21 protein-coding genes are annotated in these 20,057 nt (G+C 55.9%); 15 read left to right on the top strand and 6 right to left on the bottom strand.

Features of this window, described 5'->3' with window-relative positions; genetic code table 11:
• Positions 1–3: 3 nt before the first annotated feature.
• From AC2FEE_RS11975 to AC2FEE_RS12015, 9 genes are all read left to right on the top strand, one after another.
• Positions 4–597 carry a hypothetical protein gene (locus AC2FEE_RS11975; protein WP_496865461.1) on the top strand — a complete coding sequence of 198 codons (594 nt, stop codon included), beginning with the start codon at positions 4–6 and terminating at the stop codon, positions 595–597.
• A gap of 110 nt (positions 598–707) precedes the next feature.
• On the top strand, positions 708–1,895 hold the full coding sequence (locus AC2FEE_RS11980; RefSeq protein WP_496865463.1) for a phage tail sheath C-terminal domain-containing protein: 1,188 nt from the start codon (positions 708–710) through the stop codon (positions 1,893–1,895).
• Positions 1,895–2,398 (top strand): phage major tail tube protein, encoded by a 504-nt coding sequence (locus AC2FEE_RS11985; protein ID WP_496865465.1) that lies wholly within the window; start codon positions 1,895–1,897, stop codon positions 2,396–2,398. The genes AC2FEE_RS11980 and AC2FEE_RS11985 overlap by 1 nt, the downstream gene beginning before the upstream one ends.
• Before the next feature lie 11 nt (positions 2,399–2,409).
• The gene (locus AC2FEE_RS11990; RefSeq protein ID WP_496865466.1) at positions 2,410–2,688 is read left to right on the top strand and encodes a phage tail assembly protein; all 279 of its coding nucleotides are present in this window, start codon (positions 2,410–2,412) and stop codon (positions 2,686–2,688) included.
• A 121-nt stretch (positions 2,689–2,809) separates the two neighbouring features.
• A complete protein-coding gene (locus tag AC2FEE_RS11995) occupies positions 2,810–4,846 on the top strand; it encodes a phage tail tape measure protein (RefSeq protein ID WP_496865467.1) in 2,037 nt (678 codons plus the stop codon).
• Positions 4,847–4,849: 3 nt separating this feature from the next.
• A complete protein-coding gene (locus AC2FEE_RS12000) occupies positions 4,850–5,260 on the top strand; it encodes a phage tail protein (protein ID WP_496865468.1) in 411 nt (136 codons plus the stop codon).
• On the top strand, positions 5,226–5,450 hold the full coding sequence (locus tag AC2FEE_RS12005; RefSeq protein ID WP_496865470.1) for a tail protein X: 225 nt from the start codon (positions 5,226–5,228) through the stop codon (positions 5,448–5,450). The genes AC2FEE_RS12000 and AC2FEE_RS12005 overlap by 35 nt, the downstream gene beginning before the upstream one ends.
• Positions 5,441–6,448, top strand: a complete 1,008-nt coding sequence (locus AC2FEE_RS12010) for a phage late control D family protein (protein ID WP_496865472.1) — start codon at positions 5,441–5,443, stop codon at positions 6,446–6,448. The genes AC2FEE_RS12005 and AC2FEE_RS12010 overlap by 10 nt, the downstream gene beginning before the upstream one ends.
• A gap of 69 nt (positions 6,449–6,517) precedes the next feature.
• Positions 6,518–6,778: a hypothetical protein gene (locus AC2FEE_RS12015; RefSeq protein ID WP_496865473.1), complete on the top strand. Its 261-nt coding sequence runs from the start codon at positions 6,518–6,520 to the stop codon at positions 6,776–6,778.
• A gap of 16 nt (positions 6,779–6,794) precedes the next feature.
• Here AC2FEE_RS12015 and AC2FEE_RS12020 read toward each other — a convergent pair whose 3' ends face one another.
• The 5 genes from AC2FEE_RS12020 to AC2FEE_RS12040 all read right to left on the bottom strand — a co-directional run bounded on the left by AC2FEE_RS12020 (position 6,795) and on the right by AC2FEE_RS12040 (position 10,675).
• Positions 6,795–7,304, bottom strand: coding sequence for a hypothetical protein (locus tag AC2FEE_RS12020; protein WP_496865474.1), 510 nt, complete (start codon positions 7,302–7,304; stop codon positions 6,795–6,797).
• A 146-nt stretch (positions 7,305–7,450) separates the two neighbouring features.
• On the bottom strand, positions 7,451–7,888 hold the full coding sequence (locus tag AC2FEE_RS12025; RefSeq protein WP_496865475.1) for a DUF4145 domain-containing protein: 438 nt from the start codon (positions 7,886–7,888) through the stop codon (positions 7,451–7,453).
• A gap of 400 nt (positions 7,889–8,288) precedes the next feature.
• A complete protein-coding gene (locus tag AC2FEE_RS12030) occupies positions 8,289–8,786 on the bottom strand; it encodes a hypothetical protein (protein ID WP_496865477.1) in 498 nt (165 codons plus the stop codon).
• Positions 8,779–9,546 carry a helix-turn-helix transcriptional regulator gene (locus tag AC2FEE_RS12035; RefSeq protein ID WP_496865479.1) on the bottom strand — a complete coding sequence of 256 codons (768 nt, stop codon included), beginning with the start codon at positions 9,544–9,546 and terminating at the stop codon, positions 8,779–8,781. Before AC2FEE_RS12035 ends, AC2FEE_RS12030 begins: the two co-directional genes overlap by 8 nt.
• A gap of 538 nt (positions 9,547–10,084) precedes the next feature.
• A complete protein-coding gene (locus tag AC2FEE_RS12040) occupies positions 10,085–10,675 on the bottom strand; it encodes a hypothetical protein (RefSeq protein WP_496865481.1) in 591 nt (196 codons plus the stop codon).
• On the opposite strand from AC2FEE_RS12040, the gene AC2FEE_RS12045 reads away from it, so the two are divergent.
• From AC2FEE_RS12045 to AC2FEE_RS12065, 5 genes are all read left to right on the top strand, one after another.
• Complete coding sequence (locus AC2FEE_RS12045) at positions 10,667–12,535, top strand: hypothetical protein (protein ID WP_496865483.1); 1,869 nt, start codon at positions 10,667–10,669, stop codon at positions 12,533–12,535. The genes AC2FEE_RS12040 and AC2FEE_RS12045 overlap by 9 nt on opposite strands.
• Before the next feature lie 129 nt (positions 12,536–12,664).
• Positions 12,665–14,608, top strand: coding sequence for a type I secretion protein (locus AC2FEE_RS12050; RefSeq protein ID WP_496865485.1), 1,944 nt, complete (start codon positions 12,665–12,667; stop codon positions 14,606–14,608).
• Positions 14,609–14,858: 250 nt separating this feature from the next.
• Positions 14,859–16,880, top strand: coding sequence for a type I secretion system permease/ATPase (locus tag AC2FEE_RS12055; protein ID WP_496865487.1), 2,022 nt, complete (start codon positions 14,859–14,861; stop codon positions 16,878–16,880).
• 13 nt (positions 16,881–16,893) lie between these two features.
• The gene (locus AC2FEE_RS12060) at positions 16,894–18,246 is read left to right on the top strand and encodes an HlyD family type I secretion periplasmic adaptor subunit (RefSeq protein WP_496865489.1); all 1,353 of its coding nucleotides are present in this window, start codon (positions 16,894–16,896) and stop codon (positions 18,244–18,246) included.
• 120 nt (positions 18,247–18,366) lie between these two features.
• Positions 18,367–18,564, top strand: a complete 198-nt coding sequence (locus AC2FEE_RS12065) for a rhodanese-like domain-containing protein (protein ID WP_496865491.1) — start codon at positions 18,367–18,369, stop codon at positions 18,562–18,564.
• Between the two features lie 138 nt (positions 18,565–18,702).
• On the opposite strand, the gene AC2FEE_RS12070 is transcribed toward AC2FEE_RS12065, so the two are convergent.
• Positions 18,703–19,503, bottom strand: coding sequence for an alpha/beta fold hydrolase (locus tag AC2FEE_RS12070; RefSeq protein ID WP_496865493.1), 801 nt, complete (start codon positions 19,501–19,503; stop codon positions 18,703–18,705).
• A 48-nt stretch (positions 19,504–19,551) separates the two neighbouring features.
• On the opposite strand from AC2FEE_RS12070, the gene AC2FEE_RS12075 reads away from it, so the two are divergent.
• Positions 19,552–19,926: a hypothetical protein gene (locus AC2FEE_RS12075; protein ID WP_496865495.1), complete on the top strand. Its 375-nt coding sequence runs from the start codon at positions 19,552–19,554 to the stop codon at positions 19,924–19,926.
• Positions 19,927–20,057 lie beyond the last annotated feature (131 nt).

Below are 20,057 nucleotides of genomic sequence, written 5' to 3' on the forward strand. Positions count from 1 at the left end.
ATCATGATCCGAGCAACGTACAACGAAACTGGCAGCTTTACCGGGTTTTATCGGGAAGAATTGCACAAAGACATTCCCGAACCGAATGTTGAGATTACCGAACAGCAATGGGCAGAACAAATCTCAGGGGAAAAGATTTACCGTTTTATTGACGGCGATGTTGTCGAGCATGTACCCGAGCCCGCGCCGACCTATCCGACACAGGTGGCGGCCGAGGCTGCCATGCTCGCATGGATCAACTCACAGGCCGCTATCTGGAATGCAGGCATCACCGACGTTGAACTATGTGCCCGCCCAAAAAAGGCAGCCGCTGCGCGGGCATTCCTTAACGGGGCGGCCTCAGAGGATCAGATCAAAACCCTTCAAGATGAGGCCAGCGTAACAGGCGAAGAGATTGGCGCGCTAGCAGCTACGATCAATGCCAATGCTGATCGAGACGACGAAGTAGACGCCAAAATTTCCGGGTTGCGGCGAGTGATAAAATCCCGGCTCGAAGTAGCCCAGAGTCCGTTCGAGTTTGAAACTATTCTCGAAGAGGGGAAGGCCCAGGCTTTGGCGATGGCCACAGCCCTTGGGTTGGCTACGCCAGAGGCATAACCAAGGTTCCTTTAGAGGCGCCGAAAAGTGGGGGAACCGCCAGAGGAATGGCGGCCCCTGACATGAAATTCTGACCAAGAGCAAAAGCAACGCCCGAGCATGAGGTCAGCATGTCCACACAATTCCTGCATGGCGTCGAGGTTATCGAAATCGACGCCGGCCCCCGTCCAATTCAGACGGTTCGATCCTCGGTCATCGGTATTGTGGGCACCGCGCCTGACGCCGACGCCGCAAAGTTCCCCCTCAATACCCCAGTCTTGGTGGCAGGTTCGCGCCTTGAAGCTGCCGATCTGGACACCACCAGCGACGGCAAAGGAACACTCCCGGCGGCCATGGATGCGATCTTTGACCAGATCGGCGCGGTTGTCGTGGTTGTGCGCGTGGAAGAGGGCGCAGACGAAACCGCGACAATCGCCAACGTCATCGGTGGTGTAAACGCGGGTGACGGCAACTTTGAGGGCGTTCATGCTCTGGTTGGTGCTGAAAGCGTTGTCGGGTTCTCGCCCCGCATTCTGCTGGCGCCTGGCTTCACTCATCAGCGTCCGAGTGACTTGGCCAACCCGGTCGTTTCAGAGCTTGTGGGCATCGCTGACCGGTTGCGCGCGGTCATCATCGCTGACGGGCCCAACACCACCGACGCAGACGCCTACACATCGGCTGGTGATTTTGGCTCTGATCGCGTGTATCTGGTCGACCCGTGGGTCAAGGTTCAGATCGGCACAAATATCGTTGACCAACCGGCGTCCGCCCGCGTTGCAGGGATTATCGCGCGTGTCGACAACGATACCGGGTTCTGGAAATCGCCGTCGAACGAACTGATGAACGGGATCATCGGTACGTCTCGCCCGGTCGATTTCAAGCTGGGTGATGCTAACGCCCGGGCAAACCTGTTGAACGAAAACAAGGTTGGCACAATCATTCGCCAGAATGGCTATCGCCTTTGGGGCAACCGGTCTCTGACGGCGGATACGAAATGGCATTTCCTGTGCGTCCGTCGCACCGCCGATATCATCAACGATTCACTGTTGCGGGCTCATCTGTGGGCCGTCGACCGCAGTATCACCAAGACTTACATCGAGGACGTGACCGAGGGTGTGAACGAATACCTGCGCAGTCTCGTTGCGCTGGGCGCGATCCTCGGCGGCCGCTGTTGGGCCGATCCGGACCTGAACACGCCGGCGAACATCCAGCTTGGCAAGGTCTACTTCAACTTTGACTTCACCCCCGTCTACCCGGCCGAGCATATCACGTTCCGCTCGCACCTGGTCAATGACTACATCGAAGAGGTATTCAACTGATGGCCGCCGAAGACATCCTCAAATATCTAAACCTGATCGTTGATGGCCGCGGGTATGCGGGCAAGATCGAAGAGTACAGCCCGCCGGATCTGACGATATCGACCGAAGAGTTCCGCGGCGGTGGCATGGACGTGCCTATCGACATCGATATGGGGCTGGAAAAGCTGACCTGTTCGTTTGTCCTGAAATCCTACGACGCCGATGTTCTGGCGCTTTGGGGTGTGAAAGAGGGCGCCCCGGTTCAGCTTACTGCGCGTGGGTCTATCGAAAGCCTGGACGGAACCACGAAGGCCGTCGAACACCACATGCAGGGCAAGCTGACGCAGCTTGGTCGCGGCACGTGGGGCAGCGGTGCGCCCAGCCTGACCATCACGATTTCGCTGCGCTATTACCGCGAAGTTCACAACGGGCGCACGATCAGTGAAATCGACCCGATCAACATGGTTCGGGTAATCAATGGTGTCGATCAACTGGCCCAACATCGCGCCAACATCGGCCTGTAAACGAGGGAACTATGTCAAAAAAGCACCATGAAGAACAAAAAGACGGCTCGATGCTGATCGACTTCTCGGATCGCCCGCTCAAGATCGACGGCACCGAGGTCAAAAAACTGGCGATGCGCGAGCCGAGCGTTCAGGATCAGTCACTTGCTCAAAACAGCACGAAAAGCCGCGTAGATGCCGAAATCGCTCTGTTTGCAAACCTGACCGAACAGTCGCCCGAGGCAATCAATTCACTCAAACTGCGCCAATACGCTCGGTTGCAAGCGGCGTATGAGGATTTTTTATCCTAACGCCTGAAGAGGTCAGGCGTGGGGCGTTACTACTGGCCAGCCATACGGGTTGGAGCAAGGCGGAAATTTTGGCGTTGCCAGCGAGCCGCCTTGTTTGGTGGATTGAAGGGCTACCGAAGACATGAGCAAGAACCAACGCTTCAACGCCTCGATCACAATCGGCTTGGCCCTAGAACAGTCGGTCAAAAAGAACATCGGATTCCTGAAATCTGGGCTTAACCAGGTCGGGGATTCGATCAAAGGCGTCGAGCGGCGCCAAAAAGAGCTTTCCAAACAACGCAAGGTTTTAGAGCGCGAAGGTAAATCCGTCGCCGCGCTCGATCGCGAGTATGAACAACTTGAGCGCCAACTAAAGGATCTGCGCCGGGCGCAAGAGCGATGGAACGACGCGGCTAGGGCTTCGCGCCGGGTAGGGTCCACCTTCAGGGACATGCGCACCGAAATTGGCCGCACGGTGCGAACGGTAACCGTCGGTGCCACGCTGGCCGGCGGCGCAATCTTTGGCGTGTCAGCATCCACCGCCCAGCTTGGCGACGAGGTGGCAAAGACCGCCGACAAGCTGGGTATCGGGATCACCGAATTGCAAGAGCTGCGCTATGCAGCCGAGCGTTCGGGTGTTGCGACGTCGCAGTTCGATACCGCGCTCGAAAAGATGCAGAAAAACCTTGGTGAAGCTGCCACCGGAACCGGTACGGCCAAGGACGCCTTAGAACAACTCGGGCTTTCCGCAAAAGACCTTATCAAACTGTCACCAGATGAAGCCCTAGGCCTCATCGCGGATCGTATGGGCAATGTGGGGACCGCGGCGGAACGGGCTGCAATCGCCAACGACATTTTCGGGCGTTCGGGCGTGGGCATGATCAACATGTTGCGCGGTGGGTCCAAGGGGCTGCAACAGCTTCAAGATGATGCGCGGCGAACTGGCTACGTTCTATCCGAGCAGGCGGCACGGGATGCCGAAGTCTTTCAAGATACTTTGCTCGACACGCAACTGGTCATGAAGGGCCTGAAGAACACAGTTGGCGCCGAGCTTATGTCGGTGGTCACTCAGGCCATGCGCCGGGTTGGTGACGCTCTGGTCGAAAACCGCGAAGACGTGAAGCGCTGGGCGGAAAACTTCGCCGATGGCGTTGAGCGCGCTTTGCCTATCATTGGCGAAGTGTTCAAGGGCATGGGTCAGGTCAGCGCCGTGGTCGGCGAAGTGATCGGCAAAACCGCCGAAATGGTCGGTGGCTGGGAAAACTTCGGAATCATTATCGGTACGGCACTTGCGGGCAAGACCATTGCAACAGTGGTGAAGTTCGGGGGCGCGGTGTTCAGTCTCGGCAAGTCGATGTGGATGCTCGCCGGTGCGGGGCCGTTGGTTGCCGGTGCAATTCGGGCCATTGGTGCGGCTATGATAGCCAATCCGATTGGGGCGGCGGTTACAGCAATCGCAGGCGGTGCGATCCTGATCTATCAGAACTGGGAAAAGATAGAGCCATACGTCAAACCCGTTATTGAGTGGATGGGCGAAAAGGTAGTCTGGCTATGGGACAACGCCGTTAAACCATTTTTGCAGGGCACAGCGCGCGGCGTGGTCGCCATGGTCGATGCCTGGCAGGGGGTTCAATCGTCTCTTGGCGCGGTTCTCGACTGGATGGGGCAAAAATTCGAATGGGTGATGGAAAAGATCCGCCCGGTTCTGGATGGCCTGAAATGGGTTCAGGGCGCCGGTTCGTCGGTTGTTGACAAGGTTGGCGGCTGGTTTGGTGGGGACGAAACTTCGGGCTCTGCAGCCAACGTCAACCAAGCGCCTGCGGGTGTCGGCCCAAATCGGCGGTTTGCCTTGGGTGGCGCCTTCACCAAGGGCCCGATCATGGTTGGGGAAAAAGGCGTCGAAACACGATTTGAGAACCGGGCCGGATACATAGCCAATCATCGCCAGACGCGCGAATTGGCGGATCGAGCGGCCCGGATTAACCAGCTATTTGCGAATTCGAGCAGTGGCGGCAGCCGGGCGCCCAGCGGTGGTGTTGTGCAGCATATCACAAACCACATCGACGCCCGGGGGATGTCCGCCGAAGAACTGTTTCGCGTGATGGAGCGAAAGGCACGACAATCGGCCGGGAACGGGCTTTTCGACGGCGTGCGCCACACAGGCACGGTCGGGGGGTAAAGTATGGCTGAGGTAATGATGCAGCTCGGTCGGTTCCAATTCGAAATCGACACCGCGACCTATCAGCGCTTGACCCGCTCGACGGATTACAATTGGGCGCGGCAACCCCGAATAAGCAACCACGATGCCTTGCAGTTCACAGGATTCGGGGCAGATACGATCGAGGTCGAGGGCGTGATTTACCCGCATTTTCGCGGTGGCATAGGCCAGATCGACGATATGCGAACACAAGGCAGCATTGGGGTGCCATTACCGTTGGTGTCAGGCATTGGCCGTGTCTTGGGACTTTGGGCCGTTCTGTCGATTTCAGAGGGGCAGGAGGTATTCGCCGCGCAGGGCATCCCGCAACGGCAAGAATTCAGCATGAGGATTACGCGCTATGACGGCGGTCTCAGATCAATCCTACCTTTCTAAAGACGGCGACATTCTCGACGAAATCGTTCTGGCCCACTATGGCGACACTGTCGGCGGAAAGGTTGAGGCGGTTTTGGCTGTTAATCCCGGCCTTGCCGCGCTGGGCGCTGTTTTGACGGCCGGCGAGTCGATCACGTTGCCGGATCTTTCCACCGAAACTCCCACCGAGACGGATCAGCTATGGGGGTGATCGACTTCAAGCCGCTGGTTCGCGTTGTTATCGACGGCCAGCCAATCACGGGGCTTGTTTTCAGTAGCCTATCCTCGGTGCGCGTTACAGACGTGGCAGGGTTTGTGTCGGACGTGGCCGAAGTGGAATTCACCAACGTTTCGCCGCTGTCCCGGTTCGTGATGCCCGAGCCAGGCGCAGAGATCGAAATAGCGTTGGGCTATCTCGGGTCGTTCAAGTCCATGGGCCTGTACATCGCTGATGAAGTCGAAGAGGCAAGCCCACCGCGCCGGATCATCGTCACAGCCCGCGCAAAGGCGCAGGGCGAGACCAAGAGTGGGCTTGCCCCCATCCAGCAGCAGAAAAGCCGGTCGTGGCCGTCAGGGATGACGTTGAAAGCAATTGCCGAGACCATCGCCAGTGAGAACAACCTGAAAGTCGGCGTGACGGAGGCAGCGGCCGCTATCATCCCGGGACATATCGATCAGATCGACGAAAGCGATTTGTCACTACTGACCCGAACGGCGCTGAAATACGACTTGGTTGCGAAACCCGCCGGCGGCGTTCTGTTCGTAGGGCGCCGCGGGGAAGGCCGAAAGGTGTCCGGGGGCACCACCCCGACTGTTACTTTAACCGAAAAGCAGGTGTCATCTTGGGCGATGCGGCGGGGGCTGGGCGAAGTGGCGGGCACGGTTATTGCTACCTATCGTGATCTGGACGCCAAACAGGACATTGAGGTCAGGATCGGAGACAAAAAGCCAGAGCGTCGGCTACGCCATCGGTTTGCTTCAGAGGCCGAAGCCCGCGCAGTCGCGGAATCCGAAGCACGCCGCGCTAGCAGGGCCAAAGAGACCATGGATTTCGAAATGCCTGGCAATCCCTCGATCGTTGCTGAGGGGCGCATAAACCCCCTTGGTTTCAGTTCTGCGGCCGCCGGTGAGTGGCTTGTCGGATCGGTGACGCATTCGGTTTCATCTGAGGGCTATGTAACGTCAGTTCGCGCCGAGCGGCCGGAGTAGGGAACCGCCAGAGGGAACGGCGCGGGACTTGGGGCAGATTGGCGAAAAGGCCATTAGGAAAGTGCAGGCATGTCGATAGTCGAGTGGGTCAAATTGCTTTGGCCGATGGCGGTCTTACTGCTGGGTTTCGTTATTCGGGTGGAAGTAGGTCAGACCCTGACAAGGTGGCGAAACCGGCAATTTGAGCAGAACTTTAAAGACATCAAAGCTGACACAGCGAAAGACATCGACGCGGTACACGCCCGCATGTCTCGACACGATAATCAGACCAACAGCTATTTGGCCGAAATTCGGAACGACATTAAGACGTTACTTGCGCGCGAAAAATGAACAGGCAGGGGATAGCTCAGAGACTCTTCGACTTCCAATCTTTGCCGGTTTCGTCGGTCACAAAAGCTCTTTTTATCTTTAGGAAACCATTTGAAGGGCTGGAAAACACGGAAAAGGTCGCAGAAGAACGGGCGGGTATCTCGAAATTGCCCTGATCGGAAACTTTGTAGTAAACTAATGAGTTGGGATCAGCGCCTTTCGTCGAAGCTTCGACACGCCCAGTTTCAGTCACTACCCAAGCATCTTGAATATGCGCATCAACGCTACCGACATTCCGAACTTTGATTTCATGCGTGATTTGGGATCTTGCGTGTCTACCTACGTTGCTACTTTTTTCGCGCTCTATCATCGCACTAAAGTGAGGTTCAGTTAAAACTTGTTTCACCTCAATTTTCAGTCGGATTTTGCTAGATGAAACAGAGTGCGAATACCGCATGAAGTTTAGCCCAAGTGCTATCGTGCCCACGACTGCACCGTATGCAGCAAGTACGTTGTTGCTGATGAATTCCAGAAGCCCGTCAATCATTTGTTTTCTACACTATCACGTGGAATGGCTGATCACGGCCATCATTATCTTGCTACTCACACTTTCACCATACGTTCTTGATATGTTTGTGTGAGTGAAAAACGCTAAGTCTCTGAAACCAAACAGAGTCGATAGAATTCAAAACACTATTCCTCTTTCGGCGGCATGCGAGACGGCAATAAGTATAGATACTCAGTTAGCGCATTGGCAAAATCGAACGCTCGCTTTGCATCTTCAATTGACATATGAGGCGTATCCTCGTCGGCATGCCGAGGATTATTTGCGTCAAGACGCACTCGGTGTGCCCATTCGGCCATGTTTTGAGTTAGGATGCCATTGGCAACAGCTTGCTCAATTCGCGCATACAGTGGACCATCAGTTAGGCCATTGTCTTTTAGCATTGCGTCAATACTGGACGCGGCCATAACGACCGACGCGTCCGGTGATGCCAGGGTTTGGTGTGCTTGTTGCAGGTAGTTCCGCACTCGTTCCGGAACAATATCCTCAACTTGCCAAATGTCAGGAAATATCTCGTCAACATACGGGTTGGCAACGCCGTCATTGGCACGACCCTTCGCGGACACAATATGGCCGCAAGAGTGGCACCTATATACTGCCCAACGCGAAGGTGTGCCGCCGTCGTTTCTCGCGACAGGGTTTTCAGAAGACCAGGAGCGCGTCAATAGAGGCGCAGATACACCACAGTGCGGGCAGTTCGAGATACCCAGAAGATGGTTCCCCATCCGATGGTTTCGATATGACACTAATCTCTCCAAAAGAATTGAACAAACATCACAAGTTGACGACCCCTGTGAGTGAACTCAATAGCAAAGTCAATCACTCACACTTTCACCATATGTTCTTGATATGTTTGTGTGAGTAAAAAACGCTAACTAGCTGAAGTCAAAAAGAGTCGATTTAACTTAAAATCCCTCGTCCTAGGACTTGCGGGTTCGATCCCCGCCATCCGCACCAATCACTTTTTTAAACCGGAAAACCAAGCTGATTGATCAGGCGCCAGATGTCGCGGTTCGCGGCTGAAAGCTGCGCGACAACATCCTCGATTTTCTGAATGGCTTTTTCATCGACAGTATCTGCACGCCCCAGTTTTATGTCGGTCTTTCGGTCCGCGATGCGCATCAGGATGGTCTTTGGGTTCCCGCTTTCAGCATCAAACGAGTAGATGCAGTGATTGTACCTGTTGCGAATTGAGGACAGTTTGCTCAGTCGCTGGGTGTGCTCCAGGATCGGATCGCGTATCTCTGATGGGCGTCCTTCCATCTTGGCGAGCCGCTCTACCAGATCAATCCGGGCACGTGTGGTGTTGAGAGTCAGGAACACAATGACAGCGACATCCTTGTTGGTGCCACTCAGGCCAGCAATCAAGTGGATCAACAGGCTTTCGGTGTTGGTCCACATATAGTTCAACTTGCCGACCAGCAGGATCAGGCGGTCAAAACGGGTTTCGAGCGTTTCAGTCAACGATCTGACCGTGCGTTTCGTGTGCTGTCACCTCGAAATAGAATTGCGCGGCTGCCGTTCTGTTGCTGACCCCTATCTTGCCCGCGACATTGTGCATGTGCAGTTTCACCGTGTGCTCAGTGATGCCGAGGTTTGCGGCAATGATCTTGTTGCTCTGACCTTTAGAGACCAGCTGTAGAACCTGTTTTTCCCGCCGCGTCAGGCGAGAGTAAACCGGATGCGGTTCTTTCGGTGCCAGTTTCGGTTCGACACTGCTTTCTTTTAACAGGCATGGCTTGTTCTGAGTCGAAGGAGCAGATACGCAATCGGCAAGGAAGCTGGGCAGATAAAGTTCTTCATGCATCAGCAAGCGCAGAATGGAACGCCACACATCCGGTGCGACGTTCATTGGCAGATATCCAATATCGCCGTATTGCGCTCGGTCCCACGCTTCAAACAAAGAACGCGCGGCGTCCTCTTTACGGTATGCGAAGGCAAGGCAGCCAGTCCCGGCAGCTGCGGTATAGACGTGCGGTCGAGCAAGCAAATCGTCCAGCATGATCTGGTCAATGACCACCACCTTGCCAGCCACCGAACCTGCATATCCGACAGATTTCAATTCTGCGATATCGTCATACCGATGTGCGAACACACCGAATTCCGAGTGAACGTTTCGGAGAGTTTGATTTGAAAAGAAGAGTTCTTTGCCGATGAAATTGATCGAGAAGTCTTCGGAACAAACATTTATTTGGGTAACACTATCCTGCAACGGATTGCTCATTATTTCCCCCTATAAACCCACGCCACACAATCTGCGGCGAAATCGTAAACAAAACGCGGAGCGTAATTATCAGTAAATTAACGGTTGTTACGTTGCCACTATACCTGAAAGTCTATTTTTCATCAACATTCCGTGTCGAATAGCCGATTGGAGCTAGAACTTTCGGGTAGGTTTCCTGAATACATGTTCGTAAAAGTAGAGCAAAATTAATATTTTAACTGATCAGTCGAACTTCGGCCACATTTTCGTGTCTTCACCAACCACCTCTAGTTAAGAACCATAGTTTTGCGTTTAATAACAGATATATAAACCCGTCTAATGCTTTAGGGCAGCTATTCAGGGCGCCTTCCTGCTGCAACGATGATCCTGCTTCAATTTGGGAAGCATTATTCCTGACGTGTCCGCGAATCGTGAATTTACGCGAATCTTTCAAACTGCGGACAGCACATCGGCTTAGCCGGGAAAGGAAGGTGAGAAACGAATTCACTGAACGAAACCGCTTCAAGCGCGTTTTGCGCCTGAATGTTTCAATTTTGTTTCAACCGCGCCAATAGCCGTTTTGTAGATGAATGACGGTTGAGCGCTTAAAAAGTGGAATTTCAAAATGAGTAAACGCAACCATCATCAACCAGCTAATGATATTACGGCAATCGGCGAAGTGAACGTCGAAAATGCTGACGTTGACGTCGATGCAGATATCAACGTTAAAGAAGCCGAAGTCGACGCAAATCTGAATGAGCAAGAACAGACGAACGACAACAGCGTCGATAACGATCAGCAACAGCAACAGAAACAAGATCAAGACACGAACGTTGACAACGAAAATGATCAAAAACAGAAGCAAGATCAGGATCAGGATCAACATCAGAAGCAGCAGCAGCAAAACACTAACGGCGGCGATGACAGCAACGACAACTCGAACTCTGTCAACATTGATTTTGGCGAAGGCGAGTGGATTCCCCGCGACGACGATCACGTAGACATCGACGTTTATGACGGCGGCTCGGTAGATGACGTCATCACCGTTGGTGGCGACTTCGACTATGATCCGGGCGATGACATTAACATTGATGTCTCGTTGGATGGTGCCGGCAACGATATGGCATCCTTCAATAGCCAGATGGCGCATCTTCAAGACAACGATGAGCTGGGCAGCGCTGTTGTCAAAAACGACGGCTCGTTTGAGCAAAACGGTGATGCGTCCGGCGGACATGCCGAAGCCAGCGAAGGCATCTCAACCAGCTCAGTTGGTGGCGATTCCGGCGATGGCGGCTCGACAGAAGCCGGTGACGCGGGTGCTTATGTTCACGGTGCCACAGCAGTTGCTGGCGGCGGTTACACGGGTGATGCAAGTGCCGACGCAACAGCCGGCGACGGCGGTGACTCGGGTGATGCAAAAACGGCGAGCCTGGGCGTTGGCAAGTCCGAAGCTTCAGCAGATGGCGATAGCGACGGTGGAGATACCGGTGACGCAGACAGCTATTCTGAGGCTAACCAAGCCAGTGACTCTAACGTAGATGCCGATGGTACCGGTGGTGATGGTGGACACGCAGGTTCGCTTGGCCTTGGTTTGGGTCTTGGACTGTCGGGTGCCGGCAATGCTGCTGATTCCTCCGGCGGAGACAATGACTCCGACGCAGACGCCGACCAAGACAGCGACGCAGACAATGACACGTCGACTGGCGACGCAGATGGCGGCGACAGCGGTGCGGGTAACATCGGACTGGGTCTTGCTGGTGGTCTGGCTGCCAATCATACAGACGGAACTGGCGGTGACGGTGCTGGCGGCGACGGTGACGGCGGCGACGGTGCCGGCGGTGACGGCGGTGACGGCGGTGACGGTGACGGCGCACGCGGTGAAGGCGGCGACGGTGACGGCGGTGACGGCGGCGACGGCGGTGACGGTGACGGCGCACGCGGTGAAGGCGGCGACGGTGACGGCGGTGACGGCGGTGACGGCGGTGACGGCGGTGACGGCGGCGACGGCGGCGACGGCGGCAACAGAGGCCGTGACGACAGCAGCAATGGCGGTGACGGCGGCGACGGCGACAACGGTGGCGACGGCGCACGCGGCGCTGACGGCGACGGTGGTCGTGGCGTCGGTGGTGACGGTGACGGCGGCGATGGCGCACGCGGTGACGGCGGTGACGGCGCACGCGGTGAAGGCGGCGACGGTGACGGCGGTGACGGCGCACGCGGCGCTGGTGGCGACGGTGACGGCGGCGACGGCGGCGACAGCGACGGCGGCAACGGTAACGGTGGTCCTGCGGACGCAAATGTCGATGCAAGTGGCGTTGGCGATCAGGACGCAGATTCCGATGCCGGAGACGGCGGCTTCAACGATGCCGATGGCTCTGCAGATGCTGACGGATCCGCTGATGCGATGGCAGACGGTGTTGGCGGCGGCGGTGGCGCGGTCGATCAGGATGCAACATCGGACGGTACTGGTACCGGATCTGTTGATGCAACCAACACTGCCGGTGACGGCGGCCTGGCCGAAGTCTTCGCAACTGCCGAAGTTGACGGCAGTGCTGACAGCCTTTCCGAAGCGATTTCGGGTTACGGCGGTGCAGCAGACTCCGACAACGACGCAACCTCGACCGGAACCGGTGAAGCCACAGGTATGTCGGAATCCGGCATCGGTGGCGGCGGCGGTGCTGCACAAGCTTACGGTGGAACCAGCGGTAACGCGCATGGATTTGCTGAAGCTGGCGATGCCAAAGGCGGCATGAACACCGGCGGCAACGCATCGGGTGCAAACTCGGGTGATGGCGGCGCCGGCGGAAACGCAGGAACGTGGGGTTCAAACAATGGCGGCGACGGCATTGTGAACGGCGAATCCTATGCGTCTGCTGCAGCAGTGGTCGATACATCGGCCTTCAACCAGTCCATCGTCATGGGCGCCAACGTTCTTGGCAACGATGTCGATACAACGATGGTTGGTGGTAACATGTCGTCGAGCTACTCCAGCGACGATACCGACGTGTAACTGAGACCAGAGCCCGCCCAGTGCGGGCTCTGATTTCGTTCAAGAAAACGCCGAGGCCGTATCGGGCGGCCTCGGCCCAACTTCACCTCAACCGGAAATTTCAGGCCGGGGCGGGGAAAGGACACTGAAATGTCGCTTGACAGTATTACGGAACAAATTGCCCATTTCATCGGAACTTTTGAAATAACGATCGAACAGGCCCGGTTGCGGGATCAGTACGAAGAATTTGTCGCACTCAAACGAAAAGCAGAATTGGAAGAACTGGAAGACCCCACTCGCGTTGAGATCAAGGCAAACCTGAAGATGGACCCGGGTGAATATGACCCGTTGCCTTACAAGTTTTTTACTCCTCAGGAACAACTCGCTTCGGCCCCGGCAGGCCCTGGGCCATTGAACGACTCCGAAGTCAATCTGGGTTCCGCCCCGGGCAATGATTTCTCGCTGCCCGAGGCACCTGGAGTCGGTGGCGCGAGCATTCAACTGAACATTATTCAGCTGATGCCTGAGATGGTGAACGACCTAATCGGTTCGGCAGTTACCTATACGTTCCAGACGATCAAACTGAACGACAACGATGTCATCGGAGAAGGTGATTTTCGCGATGTCGAAATCCTGATGGCGAAGGGCGAGGCGATACTTGACCTGGCCCTGTCCCTGCATGCGATTTCCCCACCGTCCATTCACATCGATGACTACTTGTCTGGAGAAGCGGTTGAGCAGTTGATCGATCAGATTCAGGCTTCAATCCATATCGATATCGACGGCGCTACGGTCGTTCAGTTCCATGGCGAGGACGCCATCGGCGTGATTGTAAACGGCGAATATGTTGATGAGGCACCGGACTTTAAGGATTTACTGCCTGAAAACCTTAAGACCGAGGAAGAAGACACAGAAGAGGACTCTTGGGATCCACTGCCAGCTGAGTGGGACAAGCCCGAAAGTAGTGAGTTTGAGGGCGGCCATTCGGTGGTTGCAGGTGGCAATCTGGCGGTTAACGAAGTTGCCATCAATGTCGGCTGGGTGGACGCGCCCAATATTCTGGTTGGTGGGCAATCCGTTAATCTGGGCGTTGTCAGTCAGGTCGCTGTCGTTTCCGACTTCGATCAGGGTGCGCCGGGCGTACAAAGCAAAACGCATGTGGTCCAGTCTTCAGAAATTCTGGTCGAAGGCAGCGAGGCAACATGGTTGGCGGACAATGTCGGCGAACCTGGGGAAGACCCGATTGTGTTGATCGACTGGATTGATGGCGATCTGTTGGTGACAAATTTCATCAAACAGATCATCGACGCCACGGATATCGACCACATTCACACTGAGGTCACAGCCACGTCCACTGCATACACGCTGGGTGAGAATATCATGACCAATGTCACTGATATTCTGCAACTGGGCAGTTTCTACGACGTGATCATAATTGGCGGGGACATGCTCTCGATCGATGTTGTGACCCAGACAATCGCTCTGATGGACAGTGATGTGGTTTACGGTGCCCATCCGACAGACGCGGAAGAGAACCTTGTGATGAATGAGGTTTCTCTGAAGACAACCGGTGAAGACACACATGAAGAACTGAGCGACTCTCTTGCAGAAGCCATACCATTGCAGGAAGTCGACACAGACGCATTGGAAGATGCTCTGCTAAATGACCCGATGTTCGCAGGTGCAGAGTTGGTGCGTGTCCTCAAGGTCGATGGCGATCTGTTGCAGGTCAATGCCATCGAACAAGTGACAAAACTACAGGACGAGGACGACATCTATATCGATCCAAATGGTCAGGAGGTTTCCGCTGTGGCGGCGGGAAACGCCATTCTGAACAAAGCCAGTATCAATAAGATGGGTGTCGATTCAGTCATTATGGCGAAGGAAGAAGCATACTCGGAACTCATGCTTCATCAGGCGAGCCTGATCGATAGCGTGGAAGAGGAAAAGGCCGAGATCGTCAGCGAAGCCGTCGCGCTTATGATGGAAGAAATGGATGCCGCGGCCGATGCTAAGAACTGCCCGGACCACAACAAGTTGACCCCTTCGGAACAGGCAACCGTCGACGACGGACTGCAAACTATGCTAGCGTAGTAAACCTGTTTGTTACGAGTGACCTGAAAGTTTTGACATGTCGATTGTTTTTCCGTCGCGCCCGAGACGATACACCAGTCCGTTGGATCGTAACGGCGGCGCCGTTTCGAAACCGCCAAGCGCGGGCCAGTCTGAAAAGAAGCTAAAGAAAACTCCGGGATTACGCCTAAGCGAAGATTTCCGGATTAGTGATCCACAAGACGGCAATCGGGAGGCAGTCGCCCAAAGCGATGCGAGCGCCGAAAAAACCGTGAAAGCGAAACCTGCTCATCAAGAAGTGAAAGAGGAACCGCAACTGCGCGCCGGACCTCCCCCCCGGCGCGAGGAGCCGCAGCCTGCCGAAGATAGTGACCAACAGGGCAGCGGTGCTGGGGTGGCCGATGTCGAGAGCCCCGATCCCGAACCCGTCAATAAAACGAGCGACCGTATACCCCCGGCGTCGCGCTCGAATGGCGGTGATCGCATGGGCACCACTATCGAGGCCAAGGCAAATGAGCCATTGCTGCGCAGCAATTCTGGCGGCGGCGATGGGAAAGGGCCACCCCAGACTTTTCACAAACGTACTCCGCCAGAAGATTTTAAGAAAACGTTACGCACTTCGCTGCGGGCGATCTATAAAAACCTGGCCTTTGTGCTGGTTCTAACCTGTGCGACGAATTGTTTGATCCTTGCGATCCCGATTTATCTTTTCCAGATCAGTGACCGTGTTCTAACCAGCCGATCGCTGGACACACTTGTCATGCTGACGGCGATTGTCGCGGGGGCAGTGGTTTTCCAATCGGCCTTTGATGCAGTGCGTCGTTTCATGCTGATGCGGACAGCGGTCGAAGTTGCCGCCCGTCTTGGTGCCCCGGTGCTGAGCGCGGCGGCGCATGCCTCGCTGCACGGGAACGGACGTGAATACCAGACCTTGGGTGACCTGCAGCAAGTTCGGGGATTTCTGGTTTCGGGTACGTTAATATCCTTCCTGGATGTACCCTTTGCGCCATTGTTTATCCTGATGATCTTTTTGGTGCATCCACAACTAGGGTCGATCGTGATCGTGACAGCCTTGCTGCTGATGGTGATTGCATTCATCAACCAGCGTATGACGGCCAAACCCTTTGCCGAGGCTAACAAGGCGCAGTCCATGGCAAACCTGCATCTGGACTCGATGTCGCGGAACAGCCAGATCATCAACGCGCTGGCCATGATCCCAGAGGCCGTTCGTATATGGGGTCGTGATACTGCCCAATCCCTGACATGGCAGGTTCGCGCTCAGGACCGGAATGTGATTTTTGCCGCTATTTCCCGAGCAGTTCGGCTGCTGACACAGATCGCCATTCTGGGTTGGGGTGCGTATTTGGCGTTGCAGGGTGAGATTACGGGCGGCATGGTTATTGCAGCATCAATCATAGCGGGTCGTGCCTTTGCGCCGATCGAAGGATCGATTGAAGGATGGAACAGCTTCCTGCTGACGCGTGGGGCCTTTGGCCGTATCAATCAACTGCTGTCCAACTCAGCCCTGCAATTCGAAAAACTGCGCCTGCCGCGCCCCGAAGGTCGACTGGACGTAGAGCGCCTGCTCTATGTGCCTGGTGGCACAAAGCGCGTTGTTCTGAACGGAATCAGCTTCTCGCTGAATCCGGGCGAGACGCTGGCGATTATTGGCAACTCTGGCGCAGGGAAAACAACGCTGGGTAAAACGCTGGTCGGGTCGATCCTGCCGACTTCGGGCAGTGTCCGGCTTGACCTGATGGATATCCGCAACTGGGACCCGCGTCAGTTTGGTGAGAACATCGGCTATGTACCGCAGGACGTTCAACTATTCCCCGGGACTATCAAGGACAATATTGGTCGGATGCGAGATGATGCGACCGATGAGCAGATCCACGATGCTGCCGTTCTGGCCGATGTCCACAACATGATTGCGACGCTGCCACAGGGTTATGAAACCGTGGTGGCCGCGGATGGCTCGCCGCTGTCTGGCGGGCAGAAACAGCGCATCGCACTGGCGCGGGCGTTCTTTGGCAATCCGCGTATGGTGGTTCTGGACGAGCCGAACTCGAACCTGGACGTTGCTGGTGACAAGGCGTTGGCGCGGGCCATTGAACAGGCCAGGGAAAGTAAGATTACCGTTGTGGTGATTACGCAAAAGCCGACACTACTGAACGTTGTCGATAAGATCATGTTGCTGACGGATGGTCGCGTGGCACTGTTTGGTCACCGCGAACAGGTTCTGCAACAACTTAACGGGCCGCGTAACAACCAGCCCGGCATTCAAAAGCAGTAAAGGGGAATACGACATGAATGAACTGGTCCCCGTGAACAATGATCCCAAGGATCCAGACGTCTGGTATGCCGAGGTTCCGCGCTCGATCAATCGCCTGGTTGTTATCGGGCTTATCATGTTGGTAGCCTGCTTTGGTGGCTTTGGTGTCTGGTCTTTCAGCGCGCCTCTGGCCGCTGCGGTTATCGCGCAGGGCAGCTTTGTCGCCACTGGCCGCAACAAGATTGTGCAGCACCTGGAAGGTGGCATCATTCAGGATATCAAGGTTGTCGAAGGCCAAGCCGTCAAAGCGGGTCAAGTGATGATGACGCTGGACCAAACCTCAGCCGAAGCCAATGAGCGTGAGTTGTTTATCCGTAAAATCCGCCTGCAGGCCATGTCGGAACGCCTGAATGCGGAATACGGCGAAGAGCAACGGCTGGAGTTTTCCCAGAACCTGATCACCGCTTCGGATGATGTCGAGGTGTTGAGCATTCTTGATGGGCAAAAGATTACCTTTGATTTGTCCCGAAAAACCTTGCTAAACGACATCGCTTTGTTGGAACGCAACATGGAGGCGCTCAGAATTCGCTCCAGCGGGTTTGAGGCCCAATTGGATAGTATGGTGCGACGGTCCGAAATCCTTCAGGAAGAGCTTGAAACCAAGCAGGCGCTTTTTGAAAAAGGGCTGGTGCGCAAGGGTGAGCTGAACACAATTCGCCGGGTTCAGGCCGAAGCCGAAGGTCAGCAGGCGCGGTTGCAGGCCGAGGCGGCTGAGATCAGCCAGATGCTGTTGAAATACGAAGAACAGATATCCCGCACGCGGGCAGCCTACCGCGAGGCTGCGTTGGATGAACTGGGCGTGATCGAAGCCGATCTGGAAAGTGTCCGCGAAAAAGCTCGTCAGGCCCGCAGCGTTCTGGACCGTGCGGTTGTGCGGGCCCCGGTTACCGGCACCGTTGTGCGGTTGCACTATCACACGCCGGGCGGCGTGATCGAAACCGGTGAACCCATCGCCGAGATTCTACCCGCCGACGCCCCCTTGATCATCGAAGCGCAAATCCCGCGCACCGAAATCGACAGTGTTGTGACCGGGCAAGATGCAACCGTGCGCCTGGTTGGACTGAACCAGCGGACGACGCCGGTGTTGAACGGGCAGGTGTTCTATTTGTCAGCTGACTCGCTGATTGAAGAAACCAACGGTGCGCAGCAAGAGGTCTATCTGGCCCGCATCTCGCTGGAACCGGAAGAGATGGAGCGCGTGCGGGGCTTTATCCCGACCCCGGGTATGCCCGCCGAGATCATGATCCAGACCGAAGAGCGCACATTCGCGGCTTATATCGCGAAACCAGTAACAGACAGCATGTCGCGCGCCTTCCGCGAACAGTAAACAGGCTGACCACAGGACCGGTCCGCCCCTTCCACGAATTGCATGTTGCCCTCCGGCGAAAACCACCGGAGGGTTAAGTATGCCTCTGACAGTTCAAGACTGGTAAAGGCCACCAACGCTGTGGTTGGGGGAGTTGACACCGAAACAACGAGCGAGTTGCTGAGGCATGGCGGTTTGCTACTGGACTTACGCGATGCCGCCGAGTTGCAGCATGCAGGGCGGGCCAGCGGCGCTCATCACATCCCGCGCGGCATGTTGGAGTTACGCGCCGATGAGACCTTGCCACCCCATCACTTCGACTTTGGGAAGGACTGCTGATTATCCTCTATTGTGCGGCTGACGCTTGCGCCGCGTTGGTGGGAAAGCTCCTGATGGACATGGGGTATGCGCGGGTCTACATCCTCGGAAGATTGCCCGACTAGGCCCAGTATGAGGATGAGATTTCGGCGTAAGGTATCAGGCGTTCAGGAACGCCCGGACGGCGGCTTCGAATTCGCGGGGCTTTTCGGCGTGCAGCCAATGACCTGCGCCGGGAATCTTGGCAAACTTGGCGGCCGGAAACAGCGCCCGGATCAGATCGCGATGCTCTGGCAGGACATACTCCGACTCCCCGCCCGACAAGAACAGTGCCGGGCCGTTCCACGACCCGTCCAACTTTGGAAACCCCATGATTTTGGGCATCTCAGCCGCAAGAACATCCAGGTTCAGCAGCCAGCGTTTCCCCTTGATATCAAGCGATTGAGTGAAAAAGCTCTGCAAAGACGGTTCAACTCCCTGGTCGGCCAACTGCTGCGCCGCGTCCGAGCGCCGCTCGATCGCCGAGAAATCAACGGCACGCATGGCTTCGATGAATTGGATCTGGCTGTGGGTGTAAGTCACCGGCGCAATGTCGGCGACCACCAGCCTGCGCACCAGATGCTCGTGCTGCAGGGCCAGCGTCATTGCTGCCTTGCCGCCCATTGAATGGCCCACAACGTCGGCCTTGCCGCCGAAATGCTCGATCACCTCGGCCAGATCATTGGCCAATTCGAGATAGCTGTGCTGATCGGTCCACATGCTGTATGCATGGTTGCGCATATCGACGGCCACTACCTGCCGCTCATCCGCCAGACGCCGGGCAATCACCCCCCAGTTCCGGGCCGAACCATAAAGTCCGTGGGCAATAAGCAGAGGAAGCTTCTCGGTCGGTCCGCCATGTATGATCGTGTTCAGCATGAGGCTGTGATACCCGCCGAGATCAGAAACAACCAGCCCCATTGTCGGCTTCGCCGATGGGTAGTAAGTTGGCAGCTTCGGAGGCCCGTCATGTCGGAAAACACAGATATCCAGAGCCAGATTGCGCAAACGGTTCAACTGCTGCGCAAGAAACTGGGTGTAAAGGACAAGACGCTGGCCGAGTCGATCCGAAAAGCCAAACGGCTTCTGCCCCGCCGCATTTACAAGCAGGCGTTGATGCTGGCGCATGCCGAGCCGATGGCAGCTCATCCTAAGCTGCGGCTGGTGCTGGATACTCCAAAACTTGCGCGCGCGTCAGAAGAGGTTCAGGCCCATCTGAGCGGGATCAACCGTGCCGACCGGCGGCTGGGTTGGTTTCTGGGGATGCTGGGCGGGCTGGCGTTCAACCTGTTGGCCCTGTTCGCGCTGCTGATCATTTTCCTACGGTGGCAGGGTTTTATCTGATCCGCCAAAAAAAACGGCGCCCATAAGGCGCCGCTCAGGTCTTTAGTTTTTAACCAACTTACAGGTTAGGGTAGATCGGGAATTTGGCGCAGAGATCTGCGACTTCGGCTTTGACCTTGGCTTCGACGGCA

The sequence above is a fragment of the Ruegeria sp. YTSC199 genome (assembly GCF_059609725.1).